We start from the raw sequence: 19,763 nt of genomic DNA on the forward strand, positions 1-19,763 counted from the left end.
GCTCAGTCGGCGACGTAGCGGCCGGCGCGGGCGCGGAACAGATCGGCCTGCCGCGGCGGAATGCGCACCTCGAGGCGGACGCCGTCGTCGGTGTCCTGCCGCCCGATCACCTCGACGGAGCGGTGCAGCCAGGCGATCAGTTCGCCCTCCGTCACCGGCACGACGAGGCGGCGCACGGCGCGGCCGACCGAGAGCTCCGCCTCGATGCGGGCGAGCAGGGCGTCGGTCCCCTCGCCCGTCAAGGCGGACACGGCGACCGGACCGCCGGCCTCGGCGAGGCTCGTCTGCAGCCTCGCGCGGCGCTCGGGATCGAGCGCGTCGATCTTGTTCCACACCTCGACGACACGGCGCCCGTCGCGGGCGTCGATGTCGAGGAGATCGAGCGTCGTCGCCACGTCCGCAGCCTGGGCGTCGCTGTCCGGGTGCGAGATGTCGCGCACATGGAGGATCAGATCGGCCGCCACGACCTCTTCGAGGGTGGCGCGGAAGGCGGCGACGAGATGGGTCGGCAGGTCCGAGATGAAGCCCACCGTGTCGGACAGGATTGCCTCGCCGCCATGGGGCAGCTTGATGCGCCGCAGCGTCGGGTCGAGCGTCGCGAACAGGAGATCCTGGGAGAGCACGTCGGCGTCGGTCAGCCGGTTGAACAGCGTCGACTTGCCGGCGTTGGTGTAGCCGACCAGCGCGACCGTCGGGTGCGGCACCTTCTTGCGGTTGGCGCGGTGCAGGCCACGCGTGCGCTTGACCTCCTCGAGATCCCGCTCGATGCGGGCGATGCGCTCCTGGATGAGCCGGCGGTCCGCCTCGATCTGGGTTTCGCCCGGGCCGCCGAGGAAGCCGAAGCCGCCGCGCTGGCGCTCGAGATGGGTCCAGGTGCGGACGAGACGGCTCTTCTGCCATTTCAGGTGGGCGAGCTCGACCTGGAGCGCACCCTCACGGGTGCGCGCCCGCGCGCCGAAGATCTCCAGGATGAGGGCGGTGCGGTCGAGCACCTTGGCGCCCCATTCCTTTTCGAGATTGCGCTGCTGCACCGGGGACAAGGCGTGGTCGACGACGACGAGGTCCGCCTTCTCGGTGGCGACGCGGAGCTTGATCTCCTCGACCTTGCCCTTGCCGAACAGCGTTGCCGGCCGGAGCTGCGACAGGCGCACGATGAAGGCGCCGACGACGTCGAGATCGATCGCCTCGGTCAGGCCGACGGCTTCGGCAAGCTGCGCCTCGGGCGTGCGGGCAATGTCGCCGGCATCGGTCTCGGACGGGCGCGCACCGGTGTGGATCGGCACCAGCACGATCGCTTTGGTCCGCGCGCGGCGCCGGTCGTGGCCCTCGGAGGCGTCGTCGTCGTGATCGGTGTCGTCGAGATCGTCGGCTTCGAGATCGTCGGCTTCGAACCGGGAATTCTTGGGGTCGCTCGCGGATCGGGTTTCGTTCGCGGGCCGCTCGCTGCGGGACTTGCCACTCAAATGGGCTGACCTTGTTTCCTCGCCGGCGTCCGGCCGGTGTGCCCCGCCGCTGTTCTTGCGATCACGCGACGCGGGCCACCGGGGCGGCGCGCGTCGCGAAGATTTCATCCTGACAGGATCGGCGCCGGCTGGGAATGCCCGGAGGGAGGCCGGGCGTTCAAGTTCGCCTTACCCGTCTTCGTTCGTGTCGGGGTGCTTACTTGTCGTCTTCGGCCGGCTCGAACAGCTGGATCGGCTGGTTCGGCATCACGGTCGAGATCGCATGCTTGTAGACGAGCTGGGAATGCCCATCACGCCGAAGCAGCACACAGAAGTTGTCGAACCAGGTCACCACGCCCTGCAGCTTGACGCCGTTGACGAGAAAGATCGTCAGCGGGGTCTTATGCTTCCGGACATAGTTGAGGAACGTGTCTTGCAAGTTTTGCGCGCGGTCCGCCATCGTATTTTTCCTTTTATTTTCAACGTGCGACGCCGAACCGAATGGTCTGGGGGCCGGAGGCCGGAGGGCGGCTTGGGAGGGTTCGCCCGGCTGGCTCGGCGCCACGATTCCGGACTTTATCGCACCTGCGAAAAAAAGTGCCAGAACATTTGTGCGGGTCAGATCGGCGTGTGCTGCGCGTGTTCATGGAAGCCGCCGCGCAACGAAAGCGCGAACGGGCCGGGCCGACCGGCGCCGACCGGCGCATCGTCGATCCGAACCACGGGCATCACGATGGTGCTCGCGGCGGTCACGAAAGCCTCACGCGCGGCCTTCGCCTCCGCGACCGTGAACGGCCGCTCCTCGACGCGCAGCCCCGCCGCCTCGGCCGCCTTGAGGAGCACGGTGCGGGTGATGCCGCGCAGGATGCCGCGCTCGGCCGGCCGCGTCACCAGCGCGCCGTCCGCGGTCACGATCCAGGCGTTGGTCGAGCCGCCCTCGGTGACGTAGCCGTCGCGATCGACGAGCCAGGCCTCCCGGGCACCCGCTTCGCGAGCCGCCTGCTTGGCGAGCACGTTGGGCAGAAGCCCGGTCGTCTTGATATCGACGCGGGCCCAGCGCTCGTCGGGACGGGTGATGACGGCGATTCCCTCGTTCGCCGCCGCCTCGCCCTTGCGGCGATCGAGGGAGCGGGCGGTGACGACGAGCGCCGGCCGCGGCGCCGGCACGGGGAAATAATGGTCGCGGCGCGCCACGCCGCGCGTCACCTGAATGTAGACGAGGCCGTCGCGCACCCGGTTCTCCCGGGCGACCTCACGCAGCACGGCGGTCAAAGCGGCGCGCGACATCGGCATCACGATGCGCAGTTCGGACAGCGAGCGGTCCAGCCGGTCAAGGTGGAGGTCGAGATCGATGATCGCGCGATCGCGGATCTCGCAGACCTCGTAGACGCCGTCGCCGAACTGGTAGCCGCGATCCTCGATATGCACGGCCGCGTCCGCGTGGCGGACATAGCGGCCATTGACGTAGGCTAATCTGCTCATGAGGCCCGATCGGGAACGAGGAAGGCGACGCCGGCCCTCAGCCGACGCCGAGGGATTTCAGCTTGCGATGGAGCGCCGAGCGCTCCATGCCGACGAACTCGGCGGTGCGCGAGATGTTGCCGCCGAAGCGGTTGATCTGCGCCCGCAGATAATCCCGCTCGAAGGCCTCGCGGGCTTCGCGCAAAGGTAGCCCCATCAGGTGCTCCCCGCCTCCCGCGGACGGCAGCGAGGGCACCATGGTGCCGATCTCGGACGGCAGCAGGTCCGCGCTCACCACGGCTTCCGGATCGCCGCGGGTCAGGATCATCAGCCGCTCCACGTTGTTGCGGAGCTGGCGGATGTTGCCCGGCCAGTCGTGGGCCTGGAGCACGGCCATGGCATCGTCGCCGATGCGCCGCACCGGCAGGCCCGTCGCCCGGGAGATCTGGTCCATGAAATGCTGGACGAGGAGCGGGATGTCTTCGCGCCGCTCGGCGAGCGCCGGCACGCGCAGCGGCACCACGCTGAGGCGGTGGAACAGGTCCTCGCGGAAGCGGCCCTCGGCGATCTCGAATTCGAGGTCGCGCGCCGTCGAGGACAGGATGCGGACATCGACCTTGACGCGGGTCGCGCCGCCGACGCGGGTGAAGGTCTGCTCGACGAGAACGCGGAGGATTTTGCTCTGGGTGTCGCGCGGCATGTCGGCGACTTCGTCGATATAGAACGTGCCGCCATGGGCCTCCTCGAGAGCACCGACCTTGCGGAGCGCGCCGTTGCCGCCCTCGGTGCCGAACAACTCCTCCTCCATGCGCTCCGGCGTGATCGCCGCGGCATTGAGCACGACGAACGGGCCGTTGGCCCGGGCGGACAGCGTATGGATCGCGCGGGCGACCATCTCCTTGCCGGCGCCGGACGGCCCGGAGATCATCACGCGGCTGTTGGCGTGGGCGACGCGTTCGATCGCCTGACGGAGCTGGTTCATCGCCGTGGAGGTGCCGACGAACTCGCTCGCTTCGCTCATCCGTTCCTTGAGGTCGCGGATCTCGCGGCGCAGCTTCGAGGCCTCGAGCGCGCGCTCGGCCGCGAGCACGAGCCGGTCGGCCTTGAACGGCTTCTCGATGTAGTCGTAGGCGCCGCGCTTGATGGCGGAGACGGCGGTCTCGATGTTGCCGTGGCCCGAGATGATGACGACCGGCAGGTCCGGGTGCATCGCGTGGATCGCATCGAGCACGCCGAGGCCGTCGAGCCGACTGCCCTGAAGCCAGATGTCGAGGATGACGAGCGACGGCCGCCGGTCGCCGATCGCGGCGAGGGCCTGATCGCCGTCGCCGGCGGTGCGGGTTCCGTAGCCCTCGTCGTCGAGAATGCCGGCGATGAGGTCGCGGATGTCGGCTTCGTCGTCGACGATGAGAATGTCAGAGGCCATGGTCGTCCCGCGGTTCTCTGGATTGGGGAGGCGTCGAGGCGGCCGCCCCCGCGGCCGGCTCGTGCGCCCGGATGATCAGACGGATGCAGGCCCCACGCCCGCCCGTCGCGACAGCGGGCGCATCGAGAAGCTCGATCCGTCCGCCGTGTTCTTCGACGATCTTGCCCACGATCGCGAGACCGAGCCCGGTCCCCTTTTCGCGGGTCGTCATGTAGGGTTCGAGCAGACGCTCGCGGTTCTCGATCGGCAGGCCCGGCCCGTTGTCGACGACGTCGATGACGAAGCTCTCGCCATCCCGACGGGCCGACACCTCGATCCGGTTGGTCTCGGCGCGCTTCTCCGGAGGCTGGCCGATGATCGCCTCGACCGCATTCTTCACGACGTTCGCGACCGCCTGGCCGATCAGGCGGGAATCGAAGCGGCCGACGAGCCGCTCCTCGTCGAATCGCGTCGCGAAGGTCACATCCGGGTGGCCGACACTCTGGAGGAACACCGCCTCGCGGATCGCCTCGGCGAGGTCGCGCTCTTCGAACACCGGCTTCGGCATCCGGGCGAACGAGGAGAACTCGTCCACCATGCGGCCGATGTCGCCGACCTGCCGCACGATGGTATCGACGCACTGGTCGAACACCGCGCGGTCGTCCTCGACGCGCTTGCCGTAGCGGCGGCGGATGCGCTCGGCCGAAAGCTGGATCGGCGTCAGCGGGTTCTTGATCTCGTGGGCGATGCGGCGCGCGACGTCGGCCCAGGCGGAGGTGCGCTGCGCCGCGACCAAATCGGTGATGTCGTCGAGGGTGACGACGAGGCCCTGCCGCGTCACGTCGCGCCGACGATCGGAGGTCACGCGAACGCTCAGGATGCGCTGGCGGCCGTTGCGGATGATGTCGATCTGCGCCTGCTGCTCCTGGCGCGCCCGCTCGCCGCGCGCGCCCTCGATGAGTGGGCTGAGCTCGGGCAGAATGTCCTCGATCGGCACATTGGCGAGGTCGGCGTCGCCGACACCGAGGATGGTGCGCGCCGAAGCGTTGGCGAGCGAGATGCGGCCCGCCTCGTCGATGCCGAGGACGCCCGCGGTGACGCCGGCGAGCACGGCCTCGGTGAAGCGGCGGCGGCGGTCGATCTGGTCGTTGGCGGCGAGCAACTCGTCGCGCTGGGAGCGCAACTGCGTCGTCATCGTGTTGAAGGTCTGCCCGAGATGGGCGAGGTCGCCGTCGCGCGGCAGCACCGAAACCTGGGCGTTGAGATTGCCCCGCGAGACCTGGTCTGCGGCCGTGATGAGGCGCCGGATCGGCGAGACGAGCTGATTGGCGAAACCGAAGCCGAGCCAGATCGCCGCGAGCAGGAGCACGAGGGCGACGCCGACATAAACGAGGGCGAAGGCGACCTGGACGCTGGTGCGGCTGTCGGCGAGCGCCTTGTATTCGAGCGCCGCATCGCGGGCGAGGCGCAGATAATCGGTCACCCGCGGGTCCATGGCGCGGGTGACGTAGAGATACATGTCGTCGTAGGCGCGCAGCTTCATCACCACGCCGACCTGGTTGGTCTCGCCCGGCGCGATGATGATCGGATCGCCCGCGTCGGCCTTGGCGAAGGCGGCGATCGGCGGCAGCGCGAGCTTCTCGTTGAGGTCGAGGATGGTGCGGGTGACGACGGTCCCGTCGCGGTGGAGCAGGTAGGCGGCCGGGATCTGCCGAAGCGAGACCTGGGTCTCCATGAAGGTGTCGAACCGGGCCGGATCGTAATCGTAGATCTGGCGGGCCCTGTCGATGTCGGTCGCCATCGCGATAGCGTCGCCGCGGAGCACACGGGCATGCTCCTGCACATAGGCATTGGCGACGGCGACCGCGTTGTCGACGATGGTACGGGTGCGCTGCTCGAACCAGCGGTCGAGGCCGCGATCGAGGGTGATCGAGGCGAGCACCGCAACCAGGATCGCCGGCATGGCGGCGATAAAGCTGAACAGGGCGACCGTGCGCACGTGGAGCCGCGCGCCGGCCTGGCCCGAATAGCGGGCGATCACCACCTTGCGGACTTCGAGGGCGATCACGCCGACGAGCCCGAGCACGATGACGCCGTTGACCGCGAGGACCGTCGAGACCACCTCGGCCGTCGGTGCGATCGGCGTCAGCCCGGTCAGGACCATGAAGGTTCCGGTGACCGTGACGAGCGCGAGCAGCACCAGCACGAGACCCGCGAGCCGCAGGATCGGGGTTCGCTCGCGCCGGGATTGGGTCGTCTCGGTCCCGTCGATGAACTCGGTTGCCGTCATGAAGCCTGCTTGGTGGGATCGTCTGCGATCGGATTGGAGACCGATCCGAATCGGACTGTTACGCAATGACAACATTGTTGCCAAAATGAGACAGGCGAAAGCCTCGCCCGGCAAAACGCCGCGAGGATTAGAGGCCGCGCACAAGGAGGGGAGGTTATCCACGGGTCCCTCGCCGGTCCTGCAGGGATCGCGGCCGACCGCTTGACAGCCGGGAGAGGCCCCCCTTATATCGCGGCCTCACCGGACGGCCTCGCCGTCGGGGCACCACGGACGCGGATAACGCGCGCCGGACGGGCGGTTAGCTCAGCGGGAGAGCACACGCTTCACACGCGTGGGGTCGCAGGTTCAATCCCTGCACCGCCCACCATCCCACCCAGAAGAAATTTCTGAAATCAGCCAAGCGCTTGCTTGTGTTTCACCGGCGCGGGCGGAGTCAGTCTTCGTGCGTCTTGGCGAGCGCATCGCGCAACTGCGCCGTCGCGCCCGCGCAGGCGGTCGCCGATGCGGTCTCGATTTCGCGATAGGCGGCGAGGACGGAGCGTCCGAGCGGCGACAGCGTGGCGCCGCCCCCTGCCCGCCCGCCATGCTGCGAGGCGACGAGCGGGTTCGCGAACATCGCGTTCATCTCCTCGACCAGGAGCCAGGCCCGGCGGTAGGACATGCGCATGATGCGCCCGGCGGCGGCGATGGAGCCGTGCTCGTCGATCAGGGCGAGAAGACGCGCTTTGCCGGGACCGAACGACCCGGCCGCGCCGAAATCGACCCGGATGGTGAGGTGAGGCGCGCCCTGTCCCACGGGATCGGCATCGCCGCGCCCCGAGGGCGGGCCCATCTTGCGGCGCGCCGTGATCGGCGCCTCTGCACCTTCGGTGTGTCCCGGCACGTCTCTTCTTCTCCGTCCGCCGCCACGACGATCCTCGCCTGTCGGCGGATCGTGGGCAAGCGGTGGGGCGATCGCGCGGGGGAAGACGCCTCAGCCGATGGTGGCGAGACCGGGGAACGTCTCGATCAGCCAGAACGACATCGCGCTCATCTGGCCGGTCAGGAACAGGATGCCGGTGACGACGAGGAGCGCGCCCATCGCCTTCTCGACCAGCCCCATGTGGCGGCGGAAGCGCGACATCAGGCGCAGGAACGGCGCCGAGAAGAAGGCCGCGAGCACGAAGGGAATGCCGAGCCCGAGCGAATAGACGGCGAGCAAAGCGGCGCCGTCCAGGGCGGTCGAGCGACTGCCGGCGACGAACAGGATCGAGCCGAGGACCGGTCCGATGCACGGCGACCAGCCGAAGGCGAAGGCGAGCCCCATCACGAAGGCGCCGATCGGACCGGCGGGCTTGCGCCGCACCGCGACGCGCGCCTCGCGGTAGAGCAGTGGGATGCGGAAGAGGCCGAGAAAATGCAGGCCCATGACGAGGATCGCCGCGCCGGCGAGAATTGCGAGCGCGGGCAGATAGCGCGCGAGCATCTGGCCGAGCGTCGAGGCAGTCGCGCCGAGCGTCACGAACACCGCCGCGAAGCCGAGCACGAAGGCAACGGCGGCGAACAGCACGCGGACTTGGAGAACGCCCTGACGCTGCCGATGCTGCGGGTCGGTATCCTCGATTCGGCCTTGCAGTTCGTCGAGCGAAACGCCCGCCATGAAGCAGAGATAAGGCGGCACCAGCGGCAGCACGCAGGGCGACACGAACGACAGGATGCCGCCGACGAGGGCCGCCCCCATTCCGACGTCGATCGCCATGGCCGTCCCGCCCCTCTTCGCCCTATGCTCGCCCGACGGCGAGGCCGTCCTGCTTAACGCGTCGGCGCGGTGCCGGCCAGAGCGGTACCCGCCTGTTCAGAGCCGCGCTCGTCTCAAAGCATCGAGCGTTCGAGGACGAGCGCCTGCTCCCGCTCATAGCTCCACAACAGCGGCATTTCCTGGCCTTTCGCCTCGGCGAACGCCCGTGAAGCCGCGGCGGCGAGCGCGTCCTGCCACCCCTCGCTCTCCACCAAGGCGGGCTCGGCCGCGGCAAGGGATTCGGCGGCGCGCTGATGCGCCGCGGTCCAGGGCTCGCCCGCCTCCGCTGCTGCCGAGGCCGCCGCAGCGATGGCGGCGACGCGGGCGCGCGTGCGGCCGATGCCGTCGCTCACCGCCTCGGCCGTCGGCAGAGTCTCGCCGTGGCCGGGCACGACGACCGCCGGCCGGAAACCTGCGATGCGCTCCAGGGTCTGGGTCCAGTGCTGGAAATAGGCGTCCCACGCATCGGGGAAGACGTCGTGCGCCACGAGGTCGCCGACGAACATCGTCCGCGCATCCGGAAGCCAGACGACCACGTCGCCCAGGGTATGTCCGCGCCCGAGGTGCATCATGCGGATCTCGCGCTGGCCGAGCCACACCGAGAGCGATGAGCCGAAGGTGGCGCTCGGCCAGACCATCCGCGGCATCGCACCGTCGTGGACGTCGCCACCCCGCCGGCGCTGATCGCGCTCGCGGCTGGCGCGGCCGCGCTCGAGGATGAGGCCGCGGGTGAGTGCCGAGGCGCTGATCTCGCTGGCGCCGAAGGCCGGCGCGCCGAGCGTCGAATCCGCGTGATAGTGGGTGAGGAGAAGCTGGCGCACCGGCCTGTCGGTGATGCGGCGCAGCGCCTCGGCGGTGCGGGCGGAGCGCGCCGGGGTTCCCTGGGCATCGATCACCACGACCCCGTCCGGGCCGACGATCACGCCAGTCGTCGCCTCGCCCGGCGACGTGATGGCGAAACAATCGGAGCCGAGCTCCACGATGGCGACCGGAGCGTCCGTGACGGTCTCGGCGGCGAGCGCGCTTGCGGCCATGAAGGGTCTCCTACTCAAGCCAAGGTAGGGACTGCTTATCTTGCGCAATTGTGACCAGCATGAGCCGGTTGAGTGACACCGATCGGGCATAAGATGGGCTCGTTCGCCCGCCGGTAACGACGTTGACGATCATCGGTTGTCGACCGCCGCGGCGCGGATTATCGGTTTGGAGGGGATGGCAAAGGCGCACGATCCGCGTTTCTACGCGCGAGATGCGCGCATATGCCTTCCGGGCGGCTGGCCGATCAGTGGAGCGTATGGCCATGGCGCGGAAGATGTGGGCGGGATTGGCCGTGGCCGTCGTGGCCTCGCTGGGTGCGGTGTGCCCCAACGCGGCATCGGCCGACGCGTGCTCCGCCTTGCAGGCCCAAATCAACGCGGCCAACGCGAGCGGAGACCTGCGCCGCGCCGCCGCCCTGTCCGGTCAGATGGCCGCCTGCCATAACCCCAAGGGGACGCACGCCTCCAAGGGAAAGAAGGTTGCGACCGAGGCCAAGGCGCCGCCCGTCCAGCAGGCCTCTGCCGGAAATCCAATCCAGAACTTCTTCGGGATGCTGTTCGGGCAGAAGCCCGCCGAGGCTCCTCAGGCCGAGCCGCCGGCGACGAAGCGCTCCCGCACCACCCAGCGGCGCCCGGAAACGGCGCTCTCGGCGCCCGTCGGCAGCGGCCCGGCCCACCTCTTGTCGACTAAGAAAGAGAAGGACGAGCCGAAGGAGAGCTTCCGCACGCTCTGCGTGCGCACCTGCGACGGCTACTTCTTCCCGATCAGCCCGTCCACCGCCCGGGAGAATTTCGCGCGCGACGCCGAGGCCTGCCACGCTTATTGCCCGGCGTCCGAGGTGAAGCTCTATATTCAGCCCGCCGGCCAGCCGTCCGACCCGATGGTGTCCGAAGACGGGCAACCCTACGGGAAGCTTCCCTCGGCCTATCTGTTCCGCACCATCTCGAAGCCGGGCTGCACCTGTGCTCTGCCGGAGAACGGCGCCTCCGCGACGGCCGCCGAAAAGAACCCGGTCGGGACTCCGGAAGGCGCTGCCCCGCTGGTGCCGGTGGTGACGATCACACCCGCCAATCTCGACACGGGGACGCCCGCCGCCCCGGTCACCGCCAAGTCCACGACGGCGCCGGCGAGCGCTCCCGCGGCGTCCGCGGCACCGGCCGTCGCGTCGCAGCCGGCCACGGCGCCGGCGACTTCGGCACCGCTCAGAATCCGGACAGTCGGGCCGACATATCTGCAGAACCCATAAGCGGCATCAGCCGCGCGAGTTCGGGGCCGGCGTCGCGCCCGGTGATAGCGCGACGCAAGGGACCGAACAGCGCCTTGCCCTTCGCGCCCGTCCGCGCCGTGATTGCCTGCGTCCAGCCCTTGAAGGTGGTCTGATCCCACGGCTCCGGGGGCAGGAGTTCGCGCGCCGCGGCGAGGACGGCACGCTCGTCCGCAGCCTCGATCGCGACCGGCGGAAGCCGTCCCCGCACGACGTCGCGCCAATCCGCAACCTCGCCGAACTGCCCGAGATTGGCGCGCACGGCCTCCCAGAACGCAGGCCCGAGATCGGCATCCAGTGCGGCGAGCCGATCCCGCGCGGCCTCGTAAGGCATCCCGTGCAGCAGCCGAGCATTGAGCCCGTCGAGGTCCGACGGATCGAACCGCGCCGGTGCCCGGGAGATCTTGTCGAACGAGATCCGTTCCGCGAGCTCTTCGAGCGAAGCGACCGGCTCGACGGCCTCCGCAGAGCCGACCAGCACCGCGAGCGAGGCGATCGCCATCGGCTCGTAACCCGCCTCGCGCAGGCCTTGCAGCGATAGCGTCCCCGTCCGCTTCGACATCGCCGTGCCGTCGGCGAGAATCAGGAGATTGTGGTGGCCGAAGGCCGGGACGGGCCCGCCGAGCGCTTCGAACAGCGCGATCTGGACGCCCGTGTTGGTGACGTGATCCTCGCCGCGGACGACGTGGGTGACGCCGAGGTCGATGTCGTCCACGACCGACGGCAGGGTGTAGAGGAACGTCGCGTCCTCGCGCACCAGGACGGGGTCGGACAGGGAGGCGAGATCGACGGTCTGCGGTCCCCGCACGAGGTCGTCCCAGGTCACGGTCCGTGACGTGCCGCCCTCGCCCGACGGCAACAGGAAGCGCCAATGGGGCCGCCGCCCCTCCGCTGCGAGCGCCGCCCGGGCGGCCTCGTCGAGCTTGAAGCCGGCGCGGTCGTAGATCGGCGGCAGGTGGCGGGCGAGCCGCCGCTTGCGCTGCCGCTCGAGCTCGTCGGGCGTCTCGTAGCAGCCGTAGAGCAGGCCGCGCTCGCGCAGGCTCTGCGCCGCCGCCTCGTGGCGATCCGCGCGGTCGGACTGGCGGACGATCAGATCCGGCTCGATGCCGAGCCAGGCGAGATCCTCGACGATGCCGCGGGCAAACGCCTCGGTGGAGCGCTCGCGATCCGTGTCGTCGAGCCGCAGGATGAAGCGGCCTCCGGTGCGGCGCGCGAACAGATAATTGAGCAGCGCCGTGCGGGCGTTGCCGAGGTGGAGACGGCCGGTCGGCGACGGGGCGAAGCGGACGATGACGCTCATGATCGATCGGGCCTGGTGCGGCGACACGGGTCCCGAACCGGGACGGCGAAAGAGCCGTTCCTGTAGACCGCCGACGGCAGGGCCGCAATCGCGGAGCGTCGCCGTCTCAGGCCGCCCGGCTCTCCGGCGCCGCCGCCGGGTGGAACAGATAGGCGTCCATCATCAGCGCGCCGAACTGGCCGGAGGTATGGACCCGCTCCGCCGAGGCCCCCGCCCCCGCCGCGCCGAGTGCGACGTAGAGGGGGAGCAGGTGCTCGTCGGTCGGGTGATTGCGCGCGGCGTGCGGCGCCTTGGTGCGGTAGGCCAAGAGGTCGTCGACGGCGTTCTGATCGAGCCGATCCGCGACCCAGGCGCTGAACTCCTCCGCCCACGGCTCGTTGGCGGATTCGAGGGGGCGCATGCCGCCGCGGCGGCGATCGAACACCTCGTTCAGATTGTGGGTCAGCGAGCCCGAGGCCATCACCAGGATGCCTTCGTCGGCGAGACCCTGCAGCGCCTGCCCGAGGCGATAATGATAAGCCGCATCCTGGCGCGGCTGGATCGAGAGCTGGACGACGGGAATGTCGGCGTCCGGATAGATCAGCGACAGCGGCACCCAGGTACCGTGATCGAAGCCGCGATCGATGCCGAGCCGGGCATCGAAGCCCGCGGCCGCGATCTGGCGCCCGATCTTCTCGGCGAGCACCGGGCTTCCCGGCGCCGGATAGACCATCTCGTAAAGTTCACGCTCGAAGCCACCGAAATCATAGATCATTTCGGGCTTCTCATCGGCGATCACGACCGGGACGGCCGTGGTGAAATGCGCCGAGACGGAGAGGATCGCCTTCGGCCGCGGGAGGGTCGCGGCGAGCCCCTTCATGAAGCGGCGCGCGGGCGACTCGAACAACGCCATGTTGGGCGAGCCGTGGGAGACGAAGACAGTCGGGAGCATGTGGGCCATCCCAAAGCGGGCAAGGGCCGAAGCCGACGCGGCGCGACCCCTCATTCTGCTGAGACAGCTAATACGTCGGGCGCAGCGGCACTAGAGAAGGCGGCGGATACACTTCGTCTTCCGGCCGCGAACAGCCCCGCTTCCATAACGAAACGGGCCCGGATCGCTCCGGGCCCGCTGATCGTCGAAACGATGTCGAATGTCAGACCGCGACCGCCGCGACCGGACGGGCACCCGCCGCCTTCAGCTCGCGCTCGCGCTTCAGGTTCTCCGCGAGCAGGAACGCGAGTTCCAGCGCCTGCTCCGCATTGAGGCGCGGGTCGCAGTGGGTGTGGTAGCGGTCCGACAGGTTGTCGGCGCTGATGGCACGGGCACCGCCGGTGCACTCGGTCACGTTGCGGCCGGTCATCTCGATGTGGATGCCGCCCGCGTGGGTGCCTTCGGCGCGGTGGATCGAGAAGAACGCCTCGACCTCCCGCAGGATCCGATCGAACGGCCGCGTCTTGTAGCCGTTGAGCGAGATCGTGTTGCCGTGCATCGGATCGCTCGACCACACCACGACCTTGCCTTCCCGCCTCACCGCGCGGATCAGCTTCGGCAGGTGTTCCTCGACCTTCTCGGCGCCGAAGCGCGCGATCAGGGTGAGGCGGCCGGGCTCGTTCTCCGGGTTGAGTAGATCGATCAGCCTGAGGAGATTGTCCGGCTCCAGCGACGGGCCGCACTTGAGACCGAGCGGGTTCTTGACCCCGCGGCAGAACTCGATGTGGGCATGGTCCGCCTGCCGGGTGCGGTCGCCGACCCACAGCATGTGGCCGGACGTGGCGTACCAGTCGCCGCTCGTGGAATCCACGCGGGTCAGCGCCTGCTCGTAGCCGAGCAGCAGCGCCTCGTGGCTGGTGTAGAGGTCGGTCGAACGCAACTGCGGCACGGTGTCGGAATCGATGCCACAGGCCCGCATGAAGTTCAGCGTTTCCGTGATCCGCTCGGCCAGCGTCTCATAACGGTGGCTCTGCGGGCTGTCCTTCACGAAGCCGAGCATCCACTGATGCACGTTCTCGAGGTTGGCGTAGCCGCCCTGGGCGAATGCGCGCAGCAGGTTCAGCGTCGCCGCCGACTGGCGGTAGGCCATCTCGAGGCGCTGCGGGTCCGGGATGCGGCTCGCCGCCGTGAAGGCGGTGTCGTTGATGATGTCGCCGCGATAGACCGGCAGCTCGACCCCGTCGATCGTCTCGGTCGGGTTCGAGCGCGGCTTCGCGAACTGGCCGGCGATGCGGCCGACCTTCACCACCGGCTGCGCGGCGGCATAGGTCAGCACCGCCGCCATCTGGAGGAAGACGCGGAAGAAGTCGCGGATGTTGTCGGCGTGGTGCTCGGCAAAGGACTCGGCGCAATCGCCGCCCTGGAGCAGAAAACCTTCGCCGGCGGCCACGCCGGCGAGCGCCTTCTTGAGCTTGCGGGCTTCACCTGCAAACACGAGGGGCGGATAGCTGGCGAGGCGGTTCTCCACGGCTGCAAGCGCATCGGCATCCGGATAATCCGGAACCTGCACGATGGGCTTCGAACGCCAGGACGCCGGGTTCCAGGCTGCGGAACCGGTCGTCGTGCCCCGGGCGGCGAGCCCGGCGCTGGAGGGGGACCTCGTTTCGGTCATGACATCACCATGAAGACACCCGTGCCCCAAAAAGGCGCACGGTGAGCGCGCCTTATACACAGGTCGGGCTCGCTTGGCCATGCCCGCCCATATGGGGTGTCGCGCACGCGTCCGCACCTCCCTGACCATCGCCTTCGCCGCCTAAGGGCGGAAACGAGCGGCATGCAGAACGCGGAAAATCCGTATGGCGTCTTCTCCGACGTCGTAGACGAGGATGTAGTTTGGGTGGACGACCCATTCCCGCGTGCCACTCACGCGCCCGGGTCGGCCGAGGCCCGGATGGGGAGCGAGCAGCCCAACCTCTCCGAGAAGAGCTCGTCGAGCGCGAGCGCCGCGGCGGGATTGTCTCTCTCGATATAACGGCGGATCTCGGCGCGATCGGTCTGTGCCAAACGCGTCCAGAGCACTCTCAAGACGGCGAGCCGGACAGCTTGCGGCGCATCTCCGCCCGCCATGCCTCGGCCTCGGCCTCGTCCGCGGAAATCAGATCGCCAGCCTTGGCGGCGTCGAGCCCAAGCGCCACCTCGCGGCGGAACCACGAGTCGTAGGCTTCGTCTTCTCGCTGCCGCCGAACGACCTCGCGCATGTAATCACGAAGGAGTTGGGCACCGCTTCGGTCCCTGCTCTTCGCCGCAGGCCGCTTTCAACTCGGGATCGAGACGAAAGGTGAAGGTCGCCTCGGACACGGTCGGGCCTCCTGCGTTACCGCGCACCGCGTGTGTAACACATTCCGGCAGCAGGCGCTCGATCCCGCCCAGCGGCGCGGCCCTGCCCCGCCGCCTTCAGCCCTCGGCCTTGCGCCAGCGCTCGGTCACGGTCCGCATCGTCACGAGTTCTTCGGCGGCCGTCGGGTGGAGCGCCATGGTGGTGTCGAAATCGGCCTTGGTGGCGCCGAGGCGCACCGTGATGCCGAGGATCTGGGCCATCTCGCCCGCCGACGCGCCGAGGATGTGGGCGCCGAGGACCCGATCGGTCTCGCCGTCGACGATGAGCTTCATGAACATCCGCTCGTCCCGCCCCGAGAGCGTATGCAGCATCGGGCGGAAGCGCGTCTTGTAGATGTCGAGGGCGGTGAAGCGGGCCTTCGCCTCGGCCTCGGTGAGGCCGACCGTCCCGATCTCGGGCTGCGAGAACACCGCCGTCGGGATGAGCGCGTGATCGACCACCACCGGCTTGTTGCCGAACACGGTATCGGCGAAGGCGTGGCCTTCGCGGATCGCGACCGGGGTGAGGTTGACGCGGTCGGTGACGTCGCCGACCGCATAGATCGAGGGCACGCTCGAGCGCGACTGCGCATCGACGATCACGGCGCCGTTCGGCGACAGCGCGACGCCGGCCGTCTCCAGCCCGAGGCCGGCGGTGTACGGTCGCCGGCCGATCGCATAGAGGACCTGATCGACCTCCAGGGTCCGCCCCTGCATGGTCGTCACGGTGAGACCGTCCGCGGTCTTCTCGATCGAGGCGACGTTGTCGCCGCATTCGATGGTGATGCCGCGCTTGGTCATCTCCTCGTGGAGATAGGTGCGCAGGTCGTCGTCGAACCCGCGCAGGATCTGCTCACCACGATAGAGCAGCGTCGTCTCGGAGCCGAGTCCGTGGAAAATGCCGGCGAACTCCACGGCGATATAACCGCCGCCGACGACCAGCACCCGCTCGGGCAGCTTTTCGAGGTGGAACGCCTCGTTCGAGGTGATGACGTGCTCGATGCCGGGCACCGACGGGTCGAGATAAGGCGCGCCACCGGTCGCGACGAGGATGATCCGCGCAGTGACCGTGCGGCCCTCGGGCTCGAGCCGCACGCTGTTCGGCCCGGTGACGACGGCGCGCGAACGGATCAGTTCGGCGCCGGCGGCCTCCAGATTGCGCGCGTAGGCGCCCGAAAGGCGCTCGATCTCGCGGTCCTTGTTGGCGATCAGCGTCGGCCAATCGAAGGAGACGCCGCGGCTCTGCCAGCCGAAGCCGACCGAATCCTCGAACGCGTCCGCGAAATGGGACGCGTAGACGAGGAGCTTCTTCGGAACGCAGCCGCGGATCACGCAGGTGCCGCCGGGACGATATTCCTCGGCGACAGCCACACGCGCACCATAGCCCGCCGCGATGCGCCCCGCGCGAACGCCGCCCGACCCCGCGCCGATGACGAAGAGGTCGTAATCGAATTCCGTCATGCCTTGGTCCCGTCCGCCGCGCGCATCGACCTGCGCGTGGACCTCAGAGCTTGTAGCCGCGCTTCAGCATCTGCTCGCGAACGCGGGTCACCATCTCGGTCGAGATCTGGTCGCCCCACTGCTTCGCCGCGCCGACGGACAGCGCCAGGATCTCGGCGCTGAGGTCCGAGAGCTTCTTGCCGACCGGCGAGTTGTAGAAGGCCACGATCTGGCGCAGCTCGTCCTCGGAGAAGCGGCGAGCCCAGATCTTCTCCAGCGTCTCGTCGAGCGCGCGACGCTTCGGGGCGAGGCCGATCGCGACCTCCTGCGTCACTTCCTCGATCTGAGGCGTCAGCGCGGGGTTCGAGCGGATGAACAGCGTCCGGGTCTGGTCGGCGACGACGGGCAGGATGTTGTCGAAGCCGGTGGCCGACTTGGAAGCATCGATCGCCTGCTGCGCCAGCGCCAGATGCTCCTTCGTGAAGGTCTCCTGGTCGTCGGCGGTCGGCTGGCCCTGCGTTTTGGTCTGCGCCTCGGCGGCCGGAGCGAAGCCCCAGGCGGCGCCGAGCACCACGAGCCCCATCGCCAGCGGCGTCAGGCGACGGAACGTCGGGAAGGTCATGGTCGTCTCCTATCGTTATTCGGACACGGGCGCGAAACTCTTACGCCCGAATGATCTCGGTTCCCTCTGGGCGGGCGACGTAGGCGATCGCGGCCATCCGCACGAAAAGACCGTGCTCAACGACGCCGGGAATCGTGTGCAGTACCTCGCTCAGCCGCTCTGGGTCTGAAATGCGGCCGAATGAGGCGTCGAGAATGAAATGCCCGCCGTCGGTGACGTAAGGACCGCCGTCGGCGCCCTTGCGCAGGGCGAGCGGGCCGTCGAGCGACAGCGCGCGGGCGGCCGTCTCGATGGCGCGCGTCGTCGCGCCGAGGCCGAACGGCACCACCTCGATCGGCAGCGGGAAGCGGCCGAGCGTCTCGACGACCTTCGAGGCATCGGCGATGACGACGAAGCGCTTGGCGGCAGAGGCGACGATCTTCTCGCGCAGCAGCGCCCCGCCGCCGCCCTTGATGAGGGCGAGGCCAGGCCCGATCTCGTCGGCGCCGTCGATGGCGACGTCGAGCTCGGGCGTCTCCTCGAGCGTCGAGAGACGGATGCCGAGCGACCCGGCGAGGGCCGCCGTACGCTCGGAGGTCGGGACGCCGATGATCTCGAGACCGGCCGCGACCCGCTCGGCGAGCGCATGGATGAAGGCGTTCGCCGTCGATCCGGTGCCGATGCCGAGCTTCATGCCCGGCTTCACCTCGTCGAGGGCGGCGATCGCCGCCAGCCGCTTCAGATCTTCGCTGTCGTGCGCCACGCGCCCCTCACCGATCCAGGCCGGACATCAGCATGTATTTGAGATCGACATATTCGTCGATGCCGTGGGTCGAGCCTTCACGGCCGATCCCCGACTGCTTGACACCGCCGAACGGCGCCACCTCGCTGGAGATCAGGCCGGAATTGATGCCGACCATGCCATATTCGAGACCTTCGGCCACGCGCCAGATGCGGCCGACGTCACGGCTGTAGAAATAGGCGGCGAGACCGAACTCGGTCGCGTTCGCGTATTCGATGACCTCGTCTTCCGTCTCGAAGCGGAACAGCGGGGCCACCGGGCCGAACGTTTCCTCGCGGGCGACCGCCATCTCCTGGGTGACGCCGGTCAGCACGGTCGGTTCGAAGAAGGTGCCGCCGAGGGCATGGCGCTTGCCGCCGAGCTTGACGGTCGCGCCCTTGGCGAGCGCGTCGGCGACGTGCGATTCGACCTTCTCGATCGCCTCGTCGTTGATGAGCGGGCCCTGCTCGACGCCGGCTTCGAGGCCGTTGCCGACCTTCATCTTGGCGACGGCTTCCGTGAGCTTCTCGGCGAAGACGTCATAGACGCCGGCCTGAACATAGAGCCGGTTCGCGCAGACGCAGGTCTGGCCCATGTTGCGGTACTTCGAGGCGAGCGCGCCCTGCACCGCCGCGTCGAGATCGGCGTCGTCAAACACGATGAACGGCGCATTGCCGCCGAGTTCGAGGCCGACGCGCTTCACCGTCGACGAGGCCTGCTTCATCAAGAGACGACCGATCTCGGTCGATCCCGTGAAGGTGATCGCGGCGACGTCGGGGTTCTCGGTCAGCACCTTGCCGATCGCCGGCGGGTTGCCGGTGATGACGTTGAAGACGCCGTCGGGCAGGCCGGCGCGGGCGCCGAGCTCGGCGATCGCAAGGGCCGTCAGCGGGGTTTCGCCGGCGGGCTTCAGCACGAACGTGCAGCCGACCGCGAGCGCGGGGCCGCACTTGCGGGTGATCATCGCCGCCGGGAAGTTCCACGGCGTGATCGCGCCGACGACGCCGACCGGCTGGCGGATGCAGACAATGCGGGAATCGGCCCGGAAGGTCGGGATCGTCTCACCGTTCACCCGCTTCGCTTCCTCGGCGAAGAACTCGATGAAGGACGCGGCATAATCGATCTCGCCGCGGGCCTCGGCGAGCGGCTTGCCCTGCTCGGAGGTCAGGATCAGCGCCAGATCTTCCTTGTGCTCGATCATCAGATCGAACCAGCGGCGGAGGATGCGCGACCGCTCCTTGGCGAGCTTGCGCGACCACGTCTTGAAAGCGCGTTTGGCGGCGGCGACCGCGGCGGTCGCCTCGTCGGCGCCGAGTTCCGGAACGCGGGCGATCACTTCGCCTGTCGCCGGGTTGGTGACCGCGACGGAGGGTTGGCCGACCCATTTGCCATCGATGAAGCACTGTTCCTTCAGCAGTCCAGAATCACGGAGCTGCATGATCGATCTCCTTCGGGTCAGCCACTGATGTCCGCGCCGCGCGGGCGTGCCCCGGCGAAGCCGCGAACGAAACGAGCGGGATAGGGTCGAGTTGGCGTGCCCGCCCCCACGCCGAGTGGGTGCTTACCACGGCCGATGGGGACTGGCCAACCGGCAGCAACGCCGCGCATCGAGCAGCCAACGCAAGGACGGCGCGATCACCGTGCCATATCCGAGCGCCGTTCACGGACAGTGGACAGCCTC

General features: G+C 68.8%; 18 protein-coding genes and 1 tRNA gene. 2 read left to right on the forward strand and 17 right to left on the reverse strand.

Features of this window, described 5'->3' with window-relative positions:
- Nucleotides 1-2: 2 nt before the first annotated feature.
- From hflX to F0357_RS00745, 5 genes are all read right to left on the reverse strand, one after another.
- Nucleotides 3-1,289, reverse strand: a complete 1,287-nt coding sequence (hflX, locus tag F0357_RS00725; protein ID WP_312861664.1) for a GTPase HflX — start codon at nt 1,287-1,289, stop codon at nt 3-5.
- Between the two features lie 370 nt (nt 1,290-1,659).
- Nucleotides 1,660-1,902: an RNA chaperone Hfq gene (gene hfq, locus F0357_RS00730; protein ID WP_153477652.1), complete on the reverse strand. Its 243-nt coding sequence runs from the start codon at nt 1,900-1,902 to the stop codon at nt 1,660-1,662.
- A 158-nt stretch (nt 1,903-2,060) separates the two neighbouring features.
- Entirely contained in the window at nt 2,061-2,924 is an 864-nt protein-coding gene (locus F0357_RS00735) for a D-amino-acid transaminase (RefSeq protein ID WP_153477654.1), read from the reverse strand.
- Between the two features lie 37 nt (nt 2,925-2,961).
- Nucleotides 2,962-4,329, reverse strand: coding sequence for a nitrogen assimilation response regulator NtrX (gene ntrX / locus F0357_RS00740; protein WP_153477656.1), 1,368 nt, complete (start codon nt 4,327-4,329; stop codon nt 2,962-2,964).
- Nucleotides 4,319-6,598: a sensor histidine kinase NtrY-like gene (locus F0357_RS00745; RefSeq protein ID WP_153477659.1), complete on the reverse strand. Its 2,280-nt coding sequence runs from the start codon at nt 6,596-6,598 to the stop codon at nt 4,319-4,321. Before F0357_RS00745 ends, ntrX begins: the two co-directional genes overlap by 11 nt.
- Nucleotides 6,599-6,890: 292 nt before the next feature.
- Here F0357_RS00745 and F0357_RS00750 point away from each other — a divergent pair.
- Nucleotides 6,891-6,965 (forward strand) — tRNA-Val (locus tag F0357_RS00750).
- Nucleotides 6,966-7,031: 66 nt separating this feature from the next.
- On the opposite strand, the gene F0357_RS00755 is transcribed toward F0357_RS00750, so the two are convergent.
- The 3 genes from F0357_RS00755 to F0357_RS00765 form a co-directional block, all read right to left on the reverse strand.
- Nucleotides 7,032-7,481: a winged helix-turn-helix domain-containing protein gene (locus tag F0357_RS00755; RefSeq protein WP_312861396.1), complete on the reverse strand. Its 450-nt coding sequence runs from the start codon at nt 7,479-7,481 to the stop codon at nt 7,032-7,034.
- A 90-nt stretch (nt 7,482-7,571) separates the two neighbouring features.
- Nucleotides 7,572-8,336: a cytochrome c biogenesis CcdA family protein gene (locus F0357_RS00760; RefSeq protein ID WP_153477661.1), complete on the reverse strand. Its 765-nt coding sequence runs from the start codon at nt 8,334-8,336 to the stop codon at nt 7,572-7,574.
- A 113-nt stretch (nt 8,337-8,449) separates the two neighbouring features.
- Nucleotides 8,450-9,409, reverse strand: coding sequence for an MBL fold metallo-hydrolase (locus tag F0357_RS00765; protein ID WP_208948148.1), 960 nt, complete (start codon nt 9,407-9,409; stop codon nt 8,450-8,452).
- A 122-nt stretch (nt 9,410-9,531) separates the two neighbouring features.
- Between F0357_RS00765 and F0357_RS00770 the strand changes: the two genes are divergently transcribed.
- Nucleotides 9,532-10,656: a DUF2865 domain-containing protein gene (locus F0357_RS00770; RefSeq protein WP_153477665.1), complete on the forward strand. Its 1,125-nt coding sequence runs from the start codon at nt 9,532-9,534 to the stop codon at nt 10,654-10,656.
- Here F0357_RS00770 and gltX read toward each other — a convergent pair.
- The 9 genes from gltX to F0357_RS00815 form a co-directional block, all read right to left on the reverse strand.
- Nucleotides 10,613-11,974: a glutamate--tRNA ligase gene (gene gltX / locus F0357_RS00775; RefSeq protein WP_153477667.1), complete on the reverse strand. Its 1,362-nt coding sequence runs from the start codon at nt 11,972-11,974 to the stop codon at nt 10,613-10,615. The two genes, F0357_RS00770 and gltX, sit on opposite strands and share 44 nt — an antisense overlap.
- A gap of 106 nt (nt 11,975-12,080) precedes the next feature.
- A complete protein-coding gene (locus tag F0357_RS00780) occupies nt 12,081-12,905 on the reverse strand; it encodes a DODA-type extradiol aromatic ring-opening family dioxygenase (RefSeq protein ID WP_153477669.1) in 825 nt (274 codons plus the stop codon).
- A gap of 202 nt (nt 12,906-13,107) precedes the next feature.
- Nucleotides 13,108-14,556, reverse strand: a complete 1,449-nt coding sequence (locus F0357_RS00785; protein ID WP_153477671.1) for a class II 3-deoxy-7-phosphoheptulonate synthase — start codon at nt 14,554-14,556, stop codon at nt 13,108-13,110.
- A gap of 141 nt (nt 14,557-14,697) precedes the next feature.
- On the reverse strand, nt 14,698-14,958 hold the full coding sequence (locus F0357_RS25060; protein ID WP_312861665.1) for a type II toxin-antitoxin system RelE/ParE family toxin: 261 nt from the start codon (nt 14,956-14,958) through the stop codon (nt 14,698-14,700).
- Nucleotides 14,959-14,965: 7 nt separating this feature from the next.
- Nucleotides 14,966-15,142 carry a hypothetical protein gene (locus F0357_RS25615; RefSeq protein ID WP_312861397.1) on the reverse strand — a complete coding sequence of 59 codons (177 nt, stop codon included), beginning with the start codon at nt 15,140-15,142 and terminating at the stop codon, nt 14,966-14,968.
- A 196-nt stretch (nt 15,143-15,338) separates the two neighbouring features.
- Nucleotides 15,339-16,721: a glutathione-disulfide reductase gene (gor, locus tag F0357_RS00800; protein WP_153477673.1), complete on the reverse strand. Its 1,383-nt coding sequence runs from the start codon at nt 16,719-16,721 to the stop codon at nt 15,339-15,341.
- 43 nt (nt 16,722-16,764) lie between these two features.
- On the reverse strand, nt 16,765-17,322 hold the full coding sequence (locus tag F0357_RS00805; protein WP_153477676.1) for a DUF2059 domain-containing protein: 558 nt from the start codon (nt 17,320-17,322) through the stop codon (nt 16,765-16,767).
- A gap of 40 nt (nt 17,323-17,362) precedes the next feature.
- A complete protein-coding gene (rpiA, locus tag F0357_RS00810) occupies nt 17,363-18,064 on the reverse strand; it encodes a ribose-5-phosphate isomerase RpiA (protein ID WP_312861398.1) in 702 nt (233 codons plus the stop codon).
- Nucleotides 18,065-18,071: 7 nt separating this feature from the next.
- The gene (locus F0357_RS00815; protein WP_153477678.1) at nt 18,072-19,520 is read right to left on the reverse strand and encodes an NAD-dependent succinate-semialdehyde dehydrogenase; all 1,449 of its coding nucleotides are present in this window, start codon (nt 19,518-19,520) and stop codon (nt 18,072-18,074) included.
- Nucleotides 19,521-19,763 lie beyond the last annotated feature (243 nt).

Source organism: Segnochrobactrum spirostomi (assembly GCF_009600605.1).
GTDB lineage: Bacteria > Pseudomonadota > Alphaproteobacteria > Rhizobiales > Segnochrobactraceae > Segnochrobactrum > Segnochrobactrum spirostomi.